Origin of the sequence: Haloarcula amylolytica, assembly GCF_049705545.1 — an archaeon.
Lineage (GTDB): Archaea > Halobacteriota > Halobacteria > Halobacteriales > Haloarculaceae > Haloarcula > Haloarcula amylolytica_B.
On the sequence record NZ_JBNAMU010000001.1, the window covers coordinates 1608913 to 1623845 of the forward strand.

Consider the following 14933-nt stretch of genomic DNA (forward strand, 5'->3'; position numbering starts at 1 on the left):
CTGCTCGCTGGAGGCGCTCTCATTCCAGCGGCTTTCTCTTATTCCGGTGCGGCATCGTCGGGGACGCGGCCCTCGACGAGTGATTCGTCGGCGTACTCGTCACGGAGCGACTTCTTGTCGAACTTCCCGGTCGCCGTCTTCGGGACCTCGTCGATGGTGATGAAGTTGTCCGGAACCCACCACTTGGGGTAGGAGTCGAGAATGTGTTCCCGAAGCTCCTCGCCAAGCGCGTCCTCGTCGGCGTCGGCCGCCGGGACGATCATGGCGAGGGGTCGCTCCTGCCAGCGCTCGTGTGGGACACCGATCACCGCCGCTTCGTTCACGTCGTCGTGGGCTATCAGCTCGTTTTCCAGTTCGAGCGAGGAGATCCACTCCCCGCCGCTCTTGATGACGTCTTTCGCCCGGTCGACGATCTTGATGTAGCCGTCTTCGTCGACGGACACTACGTCGCCGGTCTTCAGGTAACCGTCCTCGAACTCCTGTTCGTTCGCTTCCGGCCGCTTGAAGTACTCCGTCGTCACCCACGGCCCACGGATGTGGAGTTCGCCGAAGTCCTCGCCGTTGTGGGGGACCTCGTTGCCGTTGTCGTCGATGACACGGAACTCAAGCCCGGGCGAGATGAGCCCCTGCTTCGCACGCTTGTCCAGTTGCGTCTGGTAGTCGGCATCCTCCAGGTCGCTCCGCAGGGACGCCACCGCACCCACCGGCGCTGTCTCGGTCATCCCCCAGGCGTGGACGAGTTCCACGTCGCGGTCGTCGAAGAACCGGATCATCGCCTCCGGGGCGGCGCTTCCGCCGACGATGAGGCGCTCAAGCGAGGAGAGGTCCACGTCGTTTTCTTTGATGTACTCCATCAGCCCCAGCCAGACGGTCGGGACGCCGGCGGTGACGGTCACGTCCTCTTCTTCGATGAGCTTCGCGAGGTCTTCGGGCTCTGGCTGCGGGCCGGGGTAGACGTGCTTGGCCCCGCCTGCAGTTGCCGAAAACGGGAGGCCCCAGGCGTTGACGTGGAACATCGGGACGACGGGCATCATAACGTCGTCGTCGTCGAGCGGAATCCCCTGTGGCGACTGGATCGCCATCGTGTGGCTCCACAGCATCTGCTGAGTGTACTCGACGCCTTTCGGTCGTCCGGTCGTGCCGGAGGTGTAACAGAGGCCAGCAGGACGGCCCTCTTCCAGTTCAGGCCAATCGTACTCCGTCGGCTGATCGGCGATGAACGACTCGTAGGCGACGGCATCGAGGTCCGTGTCGGGGACGGACTCGCTCATCACGATGAACTGCTCGACCGACTCAAAGGACTCGGGGTCATCGGCGGCGGTACCCTCGAGTTTCGGCAGGAGCGATTCGTCGACGAAGATGATCTGGTCCTGTGCGTCGCTGACGATGTACTGAATGTGTTCGTCTGGCAGGAGCGGGTTGATAGTGTGTAACTGCGCACCGGTTCCCGGCACTCCGAAGTATGTCTCGAAGTGACGGCTGTGGTTCCAGCAGAACGTCCCCAGCCGTTCGCCGTCACCGTAGCCGGCTTCCTCGAGCGCGTTCGCTAACTGCGCCGTCCGCTCGGCGTACTCGGCGTAGTCGTGACGGACGATACCCTCGTGGGTACGAGAGACGACTTCTGTGTCGGGATACAGTGTTTCTGCGCGCCACAGGAACGGTCGTAGCGTTTGCGGGCTTCCTCCTGGCATATCACGATGCAAGGGCCCACGGTACAAGAAACACTGCTAAATTTTTTATGAAGGACAAGGAGTTCATCCGCAGTGCCCGTCTACCCCTCTCCTTGGCCTGCTCACACTTCGATTTCCTGCATCAGGTCGACCAGTTCTTCGAGTTCCGGGAACGTGTACACCTTCACGTTGATGTCGGACTCCAGTGCGTGGACGCGGGAGTCGAACATCAGTGCCATCTCGTTGTCACGGTCGCCGACGAGCTGGTCCACCATCCCGCTCCCGGGTCCGAACGTGAAACTCGGCGTCGAGATGTCGATAGTCGTATCGAGGACGTTCGCCCAGCCGTCGATGAAGCCGCTGGTCATGATGTTGCCGATCTCCTGAATCGCCGAGCGCTCCATGTCGGTGAAGCCGTTCGCGTTGGGGTCTGTCTCACCCATATCGCCGATCATCCCTGTGGCGAGGTCCTTCGCGCTGGCGGCGTTGAACAGGAACAGGATGTGTCCGTGGGGCTTTTCCACCATTTCGATACTGATACCGATCTGCTTCTCGTCGCCGACGTGTGTTTTGATATCCGGGATATCGATGAAGTTGATCTTCGTGATCTCCATCTCCGTCTCCATCCCCGTCATCTGGCTGAGGTGGTTCGCAACGGTGTTACCGCCCTCTTTTGCCATCTGATTGAACAACCCGAGCTTCCGAATATCTATCATCAGACTCATTCGTTAGGACCAGCGTTGCCGCTCAGTTGTGTGCCCTCCTACATAAGCTATGCACCCGCATTTTCGTCGGCGAGAATCGGAGAGGCACTCAGAACTGTTCGGCCGTGTCGATACCGATAACGATGCCACACTCGTCGGCGTCGAAGTTGTCGTCCCCGCAGACGGATTTGGCGAACAGGAGCTTCGCCTGCTCAGTGTGTGCGAGCCTGACGCCGGCCGCGATGTCTCCTTCGAACCCGAACTCCGAGAGGAGTTCATCACAAACCTCGTCCGAGATGCGGTAGGCGCGGGTCCCGTCGACGGTGACGTAGTCGAACGCCCGTTCGAACTGACTGTGCCGTCCGATGAGGTCCGCGTGAAGGATGACCAGCGCGTCACACAGGTCCTGCTCGGCGATACCCGCCCGCTCGGCCGCTCGCTCGATGACTGCGGTGTCGAGTCCCGATTCTGTCGAGGCCGTGCCGGTATCTGCTTTCGCCATCGTTCATGTTAGTTATCAACACACATGATAATAGCGTTTGGGTGCAGTCGCCGTTCCGCTGGCCGCGGCGTCACCCCCGGATGTCACTCCCTGGATTTGTCACTCCACGCGGACGCTCACGGCAACGCCCTCACCGAGTGGCAGCAACCCGGTCTCGAACGCCGAGTCGTCGCCGACGCGTTCGAGATACGCGGCGATGCCCCGACTCGTCTCGTTGGCGTCGATGTCGTCGCCGTCCAGCAACGCCTGTACCTCCTCGAACTCCAGCGGCCCGGCCTCGATCATGTTGTCGGCGACTACGGCACCACCGACCGGTACCTTCCCCCGGACAGCCTCGAAGGCCTTCCCGTAGCGGTGCTTCTCGTTGTCGATGAGTACCACGTCGAACGGGCCGTCGTAGCGCTTGACGGTTTCGATTGCGTCCCCGTGCTCGAAGGCGGCCCGGTCGGCGAACCCGCCGCGGTCGAGGAACCCACGGGCCTCGTCCAGTTCGTCGGCGTCAATCTCCGTCAGGACGATCTGCCCGTCGTCCGATACCGCGGGTGCCATCCAGTACGCCGAGTAACCAAAGCCCGATCCGAACTCGAAGACGCGATCAGCGTCGACCATCCGGGCGACGAGGCGGAGCCACCCGCCGACTGCGGGGCCGACCGTCGGGAACCCCTCCCGGTCGGCTTTAGCATCCATCTCCTCGATGACCGGGTCGCTGGCTGGCGCTAGTGTACGGGCGAATTGCTCTGTGACATCGGGGAGCGGGGTTTCGTCCATACCGGGCTATGCCGGCAGCGGTCACATAAATGAGTGGGTCGGCACCGGGGCTAGCCGAGTTCGAGGCGCTCGACGTACTGAATGACTGACTCCAGCGCGGGATTGGGGTAGTACTCGACGGTGTTGGCTGCTGTCTCGTATGAGAGAATCCCGAGGTCGTCCAGCCGCGGAAGGTGATTGTGTGCCAGCGACACGCCTACTTCATCGCGTGACTTCGGCGTCGCCCTGGCCGGGATGGCCTTCTCGCGTTCGTGGACGCGGTCGACAAGTTCGTCCAGCGGGATCTCGTTTTCCGACCGGTCCTTCAGGTGATAGAGGAGACTGCGTCGCCGCGGGGCGGAAATCAGCTCCAGAACCTGATCAAACGAGTAGGGTATCGGGATCGTCTCGGGTTCCTCCGGGTCGCCCCTCCTGACACCGCCGGGCGGGGTGACGGTGTCCCGGAACGTCGGCGTCTCCTCTGCGTCGTTCGATCCCGTGACGGTCCAGCCGTGATCCGGGAGGTACTCGTACACGACGTCATACAGCGGCCGGAACATCTCCACCGTCTCCTCCGCATGGGCCTCCGGGTCCATGTGGTGATGGCTCGATACGCCCATCTCGGCACATTGTCGGTTCAACGCGGTCACTAGCGCGATGACGCGGTCACGTTCCCAGGACTCAAGCAGTCCAGTCAGCGAATGCAGGCATAGAAGCAGCGGCGCATCTGCCGGTTCTAGTCGGCCGAGATGGCGGGCGACGGTTACTCCGATATCTATCGGCTCCACTGTCGCTGGAAGGGTGTCGAGCGTCAGGGAGGGAAACGCGCCCGACGCTGCCGCCTGCGAGTTAGCCGGTAACTCGCTGCCGGCATCGACGATGATCGCTTCTTCGGGCATCTCGTCGTCGAGGTGCTGCTGCCACAGCGAGAGGCGGGAATCGGGCGACTCCGACACTGTGACACAGATTGCCTTCGAGTCACTGACCCCCTGTTCAGTCAGGAACCCGGCACATCCCTCTCGTTCGGCGTCGCTCGAACCGCGTGCCAGCACCAATACGGACTCAGCCTCGTCAAGCGGCTGGTCCACTGTCCCACTCCCGGAGTTCATTACGTACTGTATCGTATCAGGAACCATAAAGCCATCAACAAATAAGAGTTACCTTGGTAACTAGTACAATTCGCTCAGGTCCATCCGAATGTCTGACACTATCCGGATGATCTTCCTCTGTGCGACCGGTCCCGGCGCATACGCCGGACCGCCTCGATTCCGAGGATTTTTGCAACGCTACGCCGTATTCCGGAGTATGCCTATCATGTCGAGCGGCGACTTTTCTATCCACATTGAGGAGTGTGATGAGTTCGACGACGGGATGCCGATAAGTTCGCTTCCGGACGAAGTCACGTCTATCGACGACCTCGACTGCGAGTGCTGGAGCGGGTTCGAGTCGCTGGACGAAATCTAACGCTGGACTCTGCAGCCTGGTTGCCAGAACGCGGCTTCGGTCGACCGGTCGTCGATGACTGCCCCTCTTTGTGCTTTTCCTAGGCGAACACGAATTCCCGTTCAGAGTTTGTCGACATCCCGGGCTGCTTCGGCCTGGTCCCGAACTGAACTGAGCGTGGCGTCCGGGCTGGTTGCGGCCACCGCAGCGTTGACAGCCCCTTCCAGCACGGGTGCATCAGCTATCACGGCCTCGACGTCGCTCAGATCGATGGCGACGTCCGCGTTCATGACGGCGCTGCCGAGGTCCACGAGGACGACGACACCGTCGCCGTCGTCCGCGGCGGCGAGGCCCGCTTCGATGTCGTCGGGGACCGTCCCGATTCCGCCGTCACCGTCGCCACCGACCGGTTCGATGTTCGTCTCTCCAGCCATCTCCGCGGCTATCTCGGTGATTCCCTGGGCAGCAGTGTGACTGTGGGAAACGACGACGAGCCCCACCATTACTCCTCGGCCGCCTCCGCGTCGGGAATCGTCGGGGAACTGGCGTCGGCCGATGGGACCTCTCTGTCGAGGTGGTCCGCGGCTGTCGCCAGCAGTTCTTCCATGATGTACAGCGTGCTCGTCGCACCCGGGTCCTGATGACCGACCGACCGCCAGCCGAGATACGACGCCCGCCCCTTCGCGGCCCGGATGGGGACTGTGAATTCCACTCCCCGCTCCGCCGCCGCGACGGCTTTCGCGAGGGCTTCAAGCGGCGGCAGGTCGTCCGTCTCGACTGATTTCTTGAACGTGTGGACCGCCGGCACGAGCGCGTCGACCATCGTCTTGTCCCCGACGCTGGCGTCACCGCGGTCCTGGACCTTCTCGACGTACGTTTCCGCGAAGGCGACGGCCGATTCGGCGGTGAGCCCCTCCTGCAGTTCTGCGCTGGCGAACACGAGCGAGCCGCCGTACAGCGGACCCGACGCCCCGCCGACCTCCGACAGCAGGGTCTTGCCGGCGGTCTTGACGACCGTCTCGACGGCCGGGTCGTCGAGGTCCGCAACCGCCTCGGCCGCCGCCTGCCACCCGCGGGCCATGTTGCCGCCGTGGTCGGCGTCGCCGATTGCGGAGTCGAGGTCGGTGAGGCGCTCCCGCTCGGACTCGATCCTGGCTGCGACGTTCTCGACGGCCGCGACGGCAGCGGCTCCCTGGTCGCTCGACTGGCTCATCGGACTGTCAGGGCCGGCGTCTCGGCCGGTGCACCCAGCAGTTCTTTCAGCTCCTCGTCGACCGCACAGACCGTGATCGAACAGCCCGCCATGTCCAGCGAGGTCATGTAGTCCCCCACCCACGCGTCCCACGTCTCGATGTCCCGTTCGCCGAGGAGTTCCTGCAGGCGGCGGTTGACGACGAACAGTTCCATCTGCGGCGTTCCGCCCATCCCGTTGACGATGGTGACGACTTCCTGTCCGCCGTCCAGTTCCAGGTCGTCGAGGACCGTCTCCGTGAGTTCGTCGGTAACCTCGTCAGCGGACATCGTTTCCGTCCGCTCGACGCCCGGTTCGCCGTGGATGCCGATGCCGAGTTCGATCTCGTCCTCGCCCAGATCGAAGGTCGGCTCGCCCTTTTCGGGGGTGACACAGGAGGTGAGCGCCATGCCCATCGTCCCGACGTTATCGACGACCTTCTGGGCGACGCGCTGGACCTCATCGAGGCTCGCGCCCTCGGCGGCCTTCGCGCCGGCGGCCTTGTGAACGAGAATCGTTCCGCAGACGCCGCGGCGACCGCTCGTGTACAGTGAATCTTCGACGGCGACGTCGTCGTTGACCACGACTTCGGCTACTTCCGTCCCCTCCATTTCGACCATCTCCCCGGCCGTCTCGAAGTTCATCACGTCGCCCTCGTAGTTTTTGATGCCCAGCAGGACGCCCGCACCGCTGTCGCAGGCGTCGATCATCGCTTCGAGTTCGTCGGCTGTCGGGGAAGTGAACACTTCTCCGGCCGCTGCCCCGTCGAGCATACCCTCGCCGAGATAGCCGGCGTGTGTCGGTTCGTGGCCGCTGCCGCCGCCGCTAACGACAGCGACTTTGTCGTCGACCGGCGCGTCGTCCCTGACCAGTACTTGTGTGTCGGGCAATCGACGAACGCTGTCTGGGTACGCCGCGACCATTCCGTCGAGCATCTCGTCGACGACCGTCTCCGCGTCGTTGATGAGCTTTTTCATGGTACATGCTGACGGATGTCTCACCACCGCATAAAAGTACTCGTGGCTAGGAATGTATTGCTGGAGAACATGTCTCTCTAGGTCAACGATTCACTCCGGGCAACGTACCCGGCCGGAAGCCCTACTCACTTCGCGTCTCAATCAGGCGTCCCAGTACGCCGGTTCGTTGTTGGGCTTCCACTTTATCGAACAGCCTCTGGACGGTTTTTCAGCGGCTGTAATCTGGTCGCCATTGAGTAACGTCTCGACGTGCGTGGCCATCTCCCGCTCGCTTGGTTCGTCGTCCGGGTTCGGCGCGTCGTCAAGGCGACCGTGATATGCCAGTTTGAACGTCCCGCCGTCGTTCCGGAACAGGAACGGATCGGGGGTACAGCGTGCGCCGTACGCGGCTGCGACGTCCTGAGACTCGTCGAACAGATACGCGTCGTACTGTATCTCGCCGCGCTCGACGAGTTCCTGCATCCGCTCGAAGGAGTCGTCAGGATATTCCTCGGGGTCGTTGGCATTGATGCCGACGACAGCGAGGTCGTCGTACTCCGTCGCGAGGCGGTTCAGCTCATCAATCTTCGCTTTCGCGTATGGACAGTGGTTGCACGTAAATACGACCAGTAGCGCGTCCCTGTCCGCGAAATCCGACAGTGAGTACGTCGCCCCGTCCGCTCCCGGGAGTTCGAACGACGGTGCCTCGTCCCCACGCCCGAGCACGTCGGACTCCGAATCGATTGAAACCATCGTCGCTCACTACGACTGTCGCCGCTAAAAGTCCACGGACGCGCTATAGTAACGATTGGAACGATTTACACACTGATCGCACTGATGTCGTGCGATCAGGTATGCGTTGGTTTTTACTGGCTACTATAGACTGACTTCTGTGACGGCCGCTTTTTGCTCAACTGTCCACTTCGCTGGACGTCGCTGCCGCAGTATCGAAGGCTTTCGCTGCCTCGAACGCGCTGCTCCCGTCGTCAACGGAGAACAGCGTCTCCTCCCCCTCTGCTTCGTGTTTTTCCAGCAATCCGACCGTCACTAGCTCTTCGAGCGTTCCGTCAAGATACAGCGTCTTCAGCGGCACGCCGGCCGCCTCGCTCAGGGCAGTTTTCGTATACGTCTCGTCCGCATCGAGGCGGAGTATCGTGTCAATAACTGTCGCCGCCTTGTCGTGGTTCGCGATATGTGCCCATCCCGTGTTAGAATCAGCCCGCTGGCCACCCTCTTCGAACATTAGTCATTTCCTAACCCGCAGAGATATTAAAGCTGTCTGGTGTATTTCGGCCCGATGGTGAGACGCTCTCCCACTATTGAGCAAGGCTTTTGTCCGCGTCACTCTCCTGGCACTGTATGAGCAGTCGCCGCGAGATACTCGACCTGCTACGGGAGAACGCTCGCTACACGACCGAGGACATCGCTCGGTTGACCGATTACTCCAAGAGCGAAGTAGCCGAAATCGTCGACGAGTTCGAGGAGGCAGGCATCATCCGCGGCTATCAGGCAGTCGTCGACTGGAACGCGGTCGAAAGCGACGAGGAACGGGTCCGCGCCACCGTCGAACTCAACGTCACGCTGGACCGCGAGACCAGCTACGACGACATCTCTGACCGGATCGCGAAGTTCCCGGAAGTGACCTCCCTGCGCCTCGTCAGCGGTGACTACGACTTCGATCTGGAGGTCGAGGGCGATTCGATGCGCGAGGTTTCGCATTTCATCAGCGACAAGATCGCGCCGATACCCGAGATCACGCAGACGGTAACCCACTACATCATGGAGTCGTACAAGGAGCAGGGGATGGAGTTCGACGACCACGATGACGACGACCGGCTGTCCGTCTCACCATGACATTCGAAGCAGCGGACAGAGTCGCCAGCGTGCCGCCCTCGGGCATCCGTCGGTTCTTCGAACTGGCCGAAGAGATGGACGACATCATCTCGCTCGGGGTCGGCGAACCGGACTTCTCGGCCCCGTGGGCGGCCCGTGAAGCCGCTATCGCGTCGCTCGAACGAGGCCAGACCTCGTACACAGCCAACCGCGGGAAACGGGAACTCCGGGAACGCATCGCGGACTACGAGGCGGCGACGCACAATCTGCAGTACGACCCTGACGAGGAAATCCTCGTCACGGCGGGTGCGAGCGAGGGGCTCGACCTCGCCTTTCGGGCGCTGCTAAACCCCGGCGATTCCATCGCTATCGCCCAGCCCTGCTACGTCTCGTACGTCCCCGGCGCGACGTTTGCCGGCATCGACGTTATCGATGTTCCGACACGCGCGGAAGACGAGTTCAAACTCACCCGAGAAGTGCTAGAATCGTCCGGCGCGGCCGAGGCCGACGCGCTCGTGTACTGCTATCCGAACAACCCGACCGGGGCGACGATGACGGCCGAGGAGATGGCGTCTGTCGCGGCCTTTTGCCGCGAAAACGACCTGCTCGTGTTCGCCGACGAGATATACGCCGACCTCACGTACGAACACGACCACACGTCCATCGCCACCCTTCCCGGGATGCGCGAGCGGACCGTCGTGTTCAACGGCTTCTCGAAGGCGTTCGCGATGACGGGGTTCAGACTGGGATACGCTATGGCCCCGCCGGAGGCCATCGAGGCGATGAACCGCATCCATCAGTACTCGATGCTTTCGGCCCCGACGACGGCCCAGCACGCCGCTATCGAGGCCCTCGACAACTGCCGCGACGAGGTCACCGATATGGCCGCCCAGTACGACCGCCGACGGAAGTACGTCCTCACCCGCTTCGAAGAGATGGGCCTGGACTGCTTCCCGGCGGCCGGGGCGTTCTACGCGTTCCCGGAGTGTCCCTGGGACGATGCCGGCGAGTTCGCCGAGAGTCTCCTCCAGGAAAAGCGGGTCGCGGTCGTGCCCGGAACCGCCTTCGGGGAGGGCGGGTCGGGCCACCTGCGAGTGTCGTACGCGACCAGCCTCGACGATCTCAAAGAGGCGATGGCCCGGATCGAGTCATTCCTTGACTGATAATTAAGACCGGCGAAACATTCAGTATGGTCGACTTACTACGGTAAGGAGACCGTGATACGAACAGCCGGAATTTCTTTTTCAGCAACACTTGGTGGGGGTAAAGTTTTTTCCCACCTAACGGGAGATGAATAACAATGGCTATCGATGATACCGGGGGAGGTGAGTCAGATCAGGTCAACAGTGGGGGGCAACTGACTGACGAGCCTGTACGGGTCGGCGAGTACACGTGGGACGACCTCCGCCGGGAGGTACACGACGGGGGGCGGTTCGACCGGAGCGCATACCTCGGCTTCGAGCCGAGAGAACTCAGTCAGCGGCTCGAAGACGCGGCGAGTGCCGGGAAAACACTGCAAGCGCCGTTCGAGGAGTATCTCGACCCGACCACGACGCCAGTCGCGAAGGATATCTACACCTGGGAGCATTTCAAACAGGAGTATTATTACGAGGACGGCAGTCTCCCCCGGGACAGCGACGGCGAAGTTATCCCTTTTGATGAAAGCGAGTATCTGAAATTCGACCCCGAACACACGGAAAACAAACTGTCCGCCGCCGAAGACATCGCCAGTGAACTGCACGAGTACGCCGACGAAAACACCGTCGACGTGAACCCGGAGCTAGACGAAGACGAGTTCTTCTCGACACGAGACGGCCATACGACCGTCGTCAATCGCTACGACCTCGAAAAAGCCGTTCCCCAGTCGAAGAAATCCCACTTCAACGAACTAGAACGGTACTGGGTCAACAAGCCCTACGCCTGCGTCATCATCTTCCACTCCCGGAAGGAAAACGAGAAGAAGTACTACGTTATCGAGCCGTATCTCACCGATATCGAGATCGACCTTCGCGAGTTCCTCTCGGGCAAGCTCAAAACCGCGATCAAGTACTCCGAGGACGATGTCATCGTCCAGGGGACCGATGCCGACCGGGCGCAAGTGATCCAGCGTGAGGCCGAACAACTCCTCTCGCGGTACGACCTCTACAACGGATCGGTCTCCGGTGGCGGCGAGGAGAGCGTGCTCGGCCAGGTCAAGGAGCTGTTCGGGATGGACGATGAAGCGCAAAGCGAAACCACGGGACAGCTCTCCGGCATCTCGACGCGTCCGGAGCCGGCGATTCTCGAAGACGACGACCCGAAGCTGAACGAGTACCAGGTCGAGAAGCTGCTGTACATGCTCAAGCGGGACTTCGTCGGCTACGCCCGCATCGACGGCGTCAAACACGACATCAACGTCGAGGACATCTCCTGTGACGGGTACAACTCCCGGGTGTTCGTCTATCACACCGATTACGAGCAGATCATCTCGAACGTCGAACACGGCGAGGGCGAACTCGACGACTTCGTCGTGAAGCTCGCCCAGCGCTCGGGCAAGGGTATCTCGAAGCGCCAGCCACAGGTCGACGCGACGCTACCGGACGGGTCGCGTGCCCAGTTGACCCTGGGCCGGGAGGTGTCGGACCACGGGACGAACTACACCATCCGGCAGTTCAAGGACGTGCCGTTCACGCCGATCGACCTCATCAACTGGAACACCTTCTCGCTTGACGAGATGGCGTTCCTCTGGCTCTGTATCGAGAACAACAAGAGTCTCATCTTCGCCGGCGGTACTGCCTCCGGGAAGACGACGAGCCTGAACGCCGTCTCGCTGTTCATCCCGTCGAACTCCAAGATCGTCTCTATCGAGGATACGCGGGAGGTCGAATTGCCACAGCGGAACTGGGTCGCAAGCGTTACTCGTCCCTCCTTCGGTGAAGACGACAAGGGCGACGTCGACGAGTTCGACCTGCTTGAGGCCGCACTCCGTCAGCGCCCGGACTACATCGTCATGGGTGAGATCCGTGGTGAGGAAGGCCGGACGCTGTTCCAGGTCATGTCGACCGGCCACACCACCTACACCACGTTCCACGCCGACTCCGTCGGCGAGGTCATCAAGCGGTTCACCACCGAACCTATCAACGTCTCGAAGACGCTGTTTACAGCGCTGGACCTGGTATCGATTCAGACCCAGACCCGGGTCGACGGCAACAAGGTCCGCCGGAACAAGTCCCTGACGGAAATCAACGAGTACTCCGCCGAGAACGACGAGATCAACGTCCGGGACGTGTACGAGTGGCGCGCCGAGACGGACGAGTACATCCAGATGGGGAACTCGAACACGCTCGAAGAGATCAAGTTCGACCGCGGGTGGACTCAGGAGAAGCTCGACGAGGAACTGTTCAAGCGCAAGGTCGTCCTCGCGTACCTCATCGAGAAGGGGCTGAACACCTACACGCAGGTCGCGGCGACCATCCAGGCGTTCATCAACGACCCCGATACCATTCTCACGCTCATCGCCAACGACCAGCTCGAACTGTCACTCGAGGACCTCCGGGAGATGGAATCGGTCAAGATCGATATCGACCCGGAGAAAGAGGAGATGGTGCCCCGGCCGGACGCACCGCCGGAGATGGTCGAGGAGACCAAGCAGGTGCTGGACAACGCCCAGCCGCTGTTCAACACGTACAAGAGCCGCGAAACGCCGGATATCGTCTCGGCGTTGATGAACGACGCCGAGGAGGACGCTGACGAAGACAGCATCGACTTCGGCCAGTTCGTTCCGAAGGCCGGAGCGGAGGCAGATAGCGAATGAGCCTCGACACACCGAGCCAGCAACAGGTGGGCAGCGGCGGTGCGCTCGGTGACACGTTCTACCCGGCGTACCAGATGGTGTTCGACGACGAGGGGGACTTTGTCAGCAGCGTCGAGAACAAACTTGCGGAGGCCCGGATGGCCGACAACGTGGAGATGTTCCTCGCACGCGCGCTCGCGGTCGGTGTCATCGCCGGCCTCGCGCTGTGGCTGGTCGGCACCTTCCTGGGCTATCTCCTCGTTCAATTGCTGTTTAGCGGCGGGCAAGCGCCGACGCTCATCGGGATTCCCGTGCCCGAGAACGTCTCGGCCATCTTGGACGTGCTGAAACTGCCCTTCCTCGTGCTCTTGACCGGTATCATCTTCGGTGCAATCGGCTTCGGTATCGGGTTCGGGTCGCTGGTGTCGATTCCGTACTTCCGTGCGAGCGCGCGCGAGCGAGAAATCAACGTCCTGTTGTCCGACTCTATCTCCTTCATGTACGCGCTGTCCGTGGGCGGGCTGAATCAGCTCGAAATCCTGCAGTCGATGGGGAAAGCCGAAGACACGTACGGTGAGGTCGCAAAGGAGTTCCAGTCAATCGTGCTGGAGACGGAGTATTTCGATACTGACTACCGGACCGCCGTCCGGAACCAGGCGCTCCAGACGCCCTCGGACGAACTGTCGCAGTTCCTGACGGACATGCTCTCTATCATCAACTCCGGCGGGGACATGACCTCGTTCCTCGAAGACCAGAAGGAAAAGCACATGCGAACCGCCAGGCAGGAACAGGAGAAGATGCTGGAGACGCTGGAGCTGTTCGGCGAGATGTACATGACGCTCTCGCTGTTCCCGCTGCTTCTCATCATCATTCTGGTCATCATGTCGATGATGGGAAACGCCCAGAAGTCGCTCATCTACGGCACCGTGTACGGGCTGATTCCCCTGACTGGCCTGGGATTTCTCGTCCTCGTCTCGACTGTCACGCAGGACTCAATCGGGGACGGCTACCTGCGTTCGAGCCCCGGCGAGAAGGAACTCGTCGTCGATGAGGGTGTCGGCGTGTTCAACCTCGGACTCATCGAGAGCTACACGGGAACTTACAGCGTCTTCGACCGGATCAAGAGCCGGGAGGGGACCCACGAACTCCTCGCCATCCTCAAACGCCCCGACCTATTCTTCCGCGACCACCCGCTGTTGGTGCTTTGGCTGACGGTTCCGCTGTCCATTCTCGCCATCGTCGCGGCTATCGTCATCGGCTGGGCCCCGTTATCGCTGGAGGGGATGATCGCTGTCCCGGTCCGCTCGACGTTCTTCTGGGTGTACGTCCCGATGTACATCAACTTCATCCCGCTGATGATCTTCTACGAGTGGAACCAGCGCTCGCGGAAGGCCATCATCGGAAAACTCTCGGAGAACCTCCGGAAGCTCGCGTCGGCCAACGACACCGGGATGACGCTGCTGGAGTCGGTCAAGGTGGTCTCCGAGACGTCCTCCGGGAAGCTCTCCGATGAATTCGAGACCATCCACGCGAAGGTCAACTACGGGACGAGCCTGAAAGACGCGCTCCGGGAATTTAACAACAAGTACAACGTCCCTCGGCTGGCGCGGACGGTCAAGCTCATCGCGGAGGCACAGGAGGCCTCCAGCCAGATCCAGGACGTGCTCTCGACGGCGGCCCAGGCCTCGGAGAATCAGGACGACATCGAACGGGAGCGGAAGTCCCGGACACGGATGCAGACGGTCATCATCCTGATGACGTACCTGACGCTGCTGGGGGTGATGGCGCTGTTGAAGACGCAGTTCCTCGACGTGATGGCCGGGCTGGCGACGCAGGCTTCCGGATCGAGCAGCTCGAGCGCCCCCGGCGGTGGGTTCGGTGGCAGTGTCGACACGGAACTGCTGTCGATGCTGTTCTTCCACGCGGTGACGCTGCAGGCGCTGCTGTCGTCGTTCATCGCCGGCTACATCCGGGAAGTGAAACTCGTCGCCGGCGTAAAGTTCGCAGTCGTCCTGTCGACGATTGCACTGGTGGTGTGGATCGCCGTGGGCTAGCGGACTACTCGCGGTTCGACG

General features: G+C 61.6%; 15 protein-coding genes. 5 read left to right on the forward strand and 10 right to left on the reverse strand.

What is annotated here, in order from left to right; genetic code table 11:
- Window positions 1–38: 38 nt before the first annotated feature.
- From ACOZ4H_RS08585 to ACOZ4H_RS08605, 5 genes are all read right to left on the reverse strand, one after another.
- Window positions 39–1691, reverse strand: a complete 1653-nt coding sequence (locus ACOZ4H_RS08585; RefSeq protein ID WP_424328878.1) for a long-chain fatty acid--CoA ligase — start codon at window positions 1689–1691, stop codon at window positions 39–41.
- Window positions 1692–1792: 101 nt separating this feature from the next.
- Window positions 1793–2395, reverse strand: a complete 603-nt coding sequence (locus ACOZ4H_RS08590; protein WP_424328879.1) for a chemotaxis protein CheC — start codon at window positions 2393–2395, stop codon at window positions 1793–1795.
- 88 nt (window positions 2396–2483) lie between these two features.
- Window positions 2484–2876 (reverse strand): hypothetical protein, encoded by a 393-nt coding sequence (locus tag ACOZ4H_RS08595; protein ID WP_424328880.1) that lies wholly within the window; start codon window positions 2874–2876, stop codon window positions 2484–2486.
- A gap of 99 nt (window positions 2877–2975) precedes the next feature.
- The gene (locus ACOZ4H_RS08600) at window positions 2976–3644 is read right to left on the reverse strand and encodes an O-methyltransferase (protein ID WP_424328881.1); all 669 of its coding nucleotides are present in this window, start codon (window positions 3642–3644) and stop codon (window positions 2976–2978) included.
- A gap of 50 nt (window positions 3645–3694) precedes the next feature.
- Entirely contained in the window at window positions 3695–4732 is a 1038-nt protein-coding gene (locus ACOZ4H_RS08605) for a DUF7504 family protein (RefSeq protein ID WP_424328882.1), read from the reverse strand.
- Window positions 4733–4928: 196 nt separating this feature from the next.
- On the opposite strand from ACOZ4H_RS08605, the gene ACOZ4H_RS08610 reads away from it, so the two are divergent.
- Complete coding sequence (locus tag ACOZ4H_RS08610) at window positions 4929–5087, forward strand: hypothetical protein (protein WP_424328883.1); 159 nt, start codon at window positions 4929–4931, stop codon at window positions 5085–5087.
- A gap of 101 nt (window positions 5088–5188) precedes the next feature.
- Here the strand turns inward: ACOZ4H_RS08610 and dhaM are convergent, their stop codons facing one another.
- The 5 genes from dhaM to ACOZ4H_RS08635 all read right to left on the reverse strand — a co-directional run bounded on the left by dhaM (window position 5189) and on the right by ACOZ4H_RS08635 (window position 8496).
- Window positions 5189–5569 (reverse strand): dihydroxyacetone kinase phosphoryl donor subunit DhaM, encoded by a 381-nt coding sequence (dhaM, locus tag ACOZ4H_RS08615; protein WP_424328884.1) that lies wholly within the window; start codon window positions 5567–5569, stop codon window positions 5189–5191.
- The gene (dhaL, locus tag ACOZ4H_RS08620; protein ID WP_424328885.1) at window positions 5569–6279 is read right to left on the reverse strand and encodes a dihydroxyacetone kinase subunit DhaL; all 711 of its coding nucleotides are present in this window, start codon (window positions 6277–6279) and stop codon (window positions 5569–5571) included. The genes dhaM and dhaL overlap by 1 nt, the downstream gene beginning before the upstream one ends.
- A complete protein-coding gene (gene dhaK / locus ACOZ4H_RS08625) occupies window positions 6276–7274 on the reverse strand; it encodes a dihydroxyacetone kinase subunit DhaK (RefSeq protein WP_424328886.1) in 999 nt (332 codons plus the stop codon). Before dhaK ends, dhaL begins: the two co-directional genes overlap by 4 nt.
- A gap of 141 nt (window positions 7275–7415) precedes the next feature.
- Window positions 7416–8006, reverse strand: coding sequence for a thioredoxin family protein (locus ACOZ4H_RS08630; protein WP_424328887.1), 591 nt, complete (start codon window positions 8004–8006; stop codon window positions 7416–7418).
- A 157-nt stretch (window positions 8007–8163) separates the two neighbouring features.
- Window positions 8164–8496: a hypothetical protein gene (locus ACOZ4H_RS08635; RefSeq protein ID WP_424328888.1), complete on the reverse strand. Its 333-nt coding sequence runs from the start codon at window positions 8494–8496 to the stop codon at window positions 8164–8166.
- A 116-nt stretch (window positions 8497–8612) separates the two neighbouring features.
- Between ACOZ4H_RS08635 and ACOZ4H_RS08640 the strand changes: the two genes are divergently transcribed.
- The 4 genes from ACOZ4H_RS08640 to ACOZ4H_RS08655 all read left to right on the forward strand — a co-directional run bounded on the left by ACOZ4H_RS08640 (window position 8613) and on the right by ACOZ4H_RS08655 (window position 14912).
- The gene (locus tag ACOZ4H_RS08640) at window positions 8613–9107 is read left to right on the forward strand and encodes an Lrp/AsnC family transcriptional regulator (protein WP_424328889.1); all 495 of its coding nucleotides are present in this window, start codon (window positions 8613–8615) and stop codon (window positions 9105–9107) included.
- Window positions 9104–10249, forward strand: coding sequence for a pyridoxal phosphate-dependent aminotransferase (locus tag ACOZ4H_RS08645; RefSeq protein WP_424328890.1), 1146 nt, complete (start codon window positions 9104–9106; stop codon window positions 10247–10249). The genes ACOZ4H_RS08640 and ACOZ4H_RS08645 overlap by 4 nt, the downstream gene beginning before the upstream one ends.
- A gap of 137 nt (window positions 10250–10386) precedes the next feature.
- Entirely contained in the window at window positions 10387–12879 is a 2493-nt protein-coding gene (locus ACOZ4H_RS08650; protein WP_424328891.1) for a type II/IV secretion system ATPase subunit, read from the forward strand.
- Window positions 12876–14912 (forward strand): type II secretion system F family protein, encoded by a 2037-nt coding sequence (locus tag ACOZ4H_RS08655; protein ID WP_424328892.1) that lies wholly within the window; start codon window positions 12876–12878, stop codon window positions 14910–14912. Before ACOZ4H_RS08650 ends, ACOZ4H_RS08655 begins: the two co-directional genes overlap by 4 nt.
- Window positions 14913–14933: the final 21 nt, after the last annotated feature.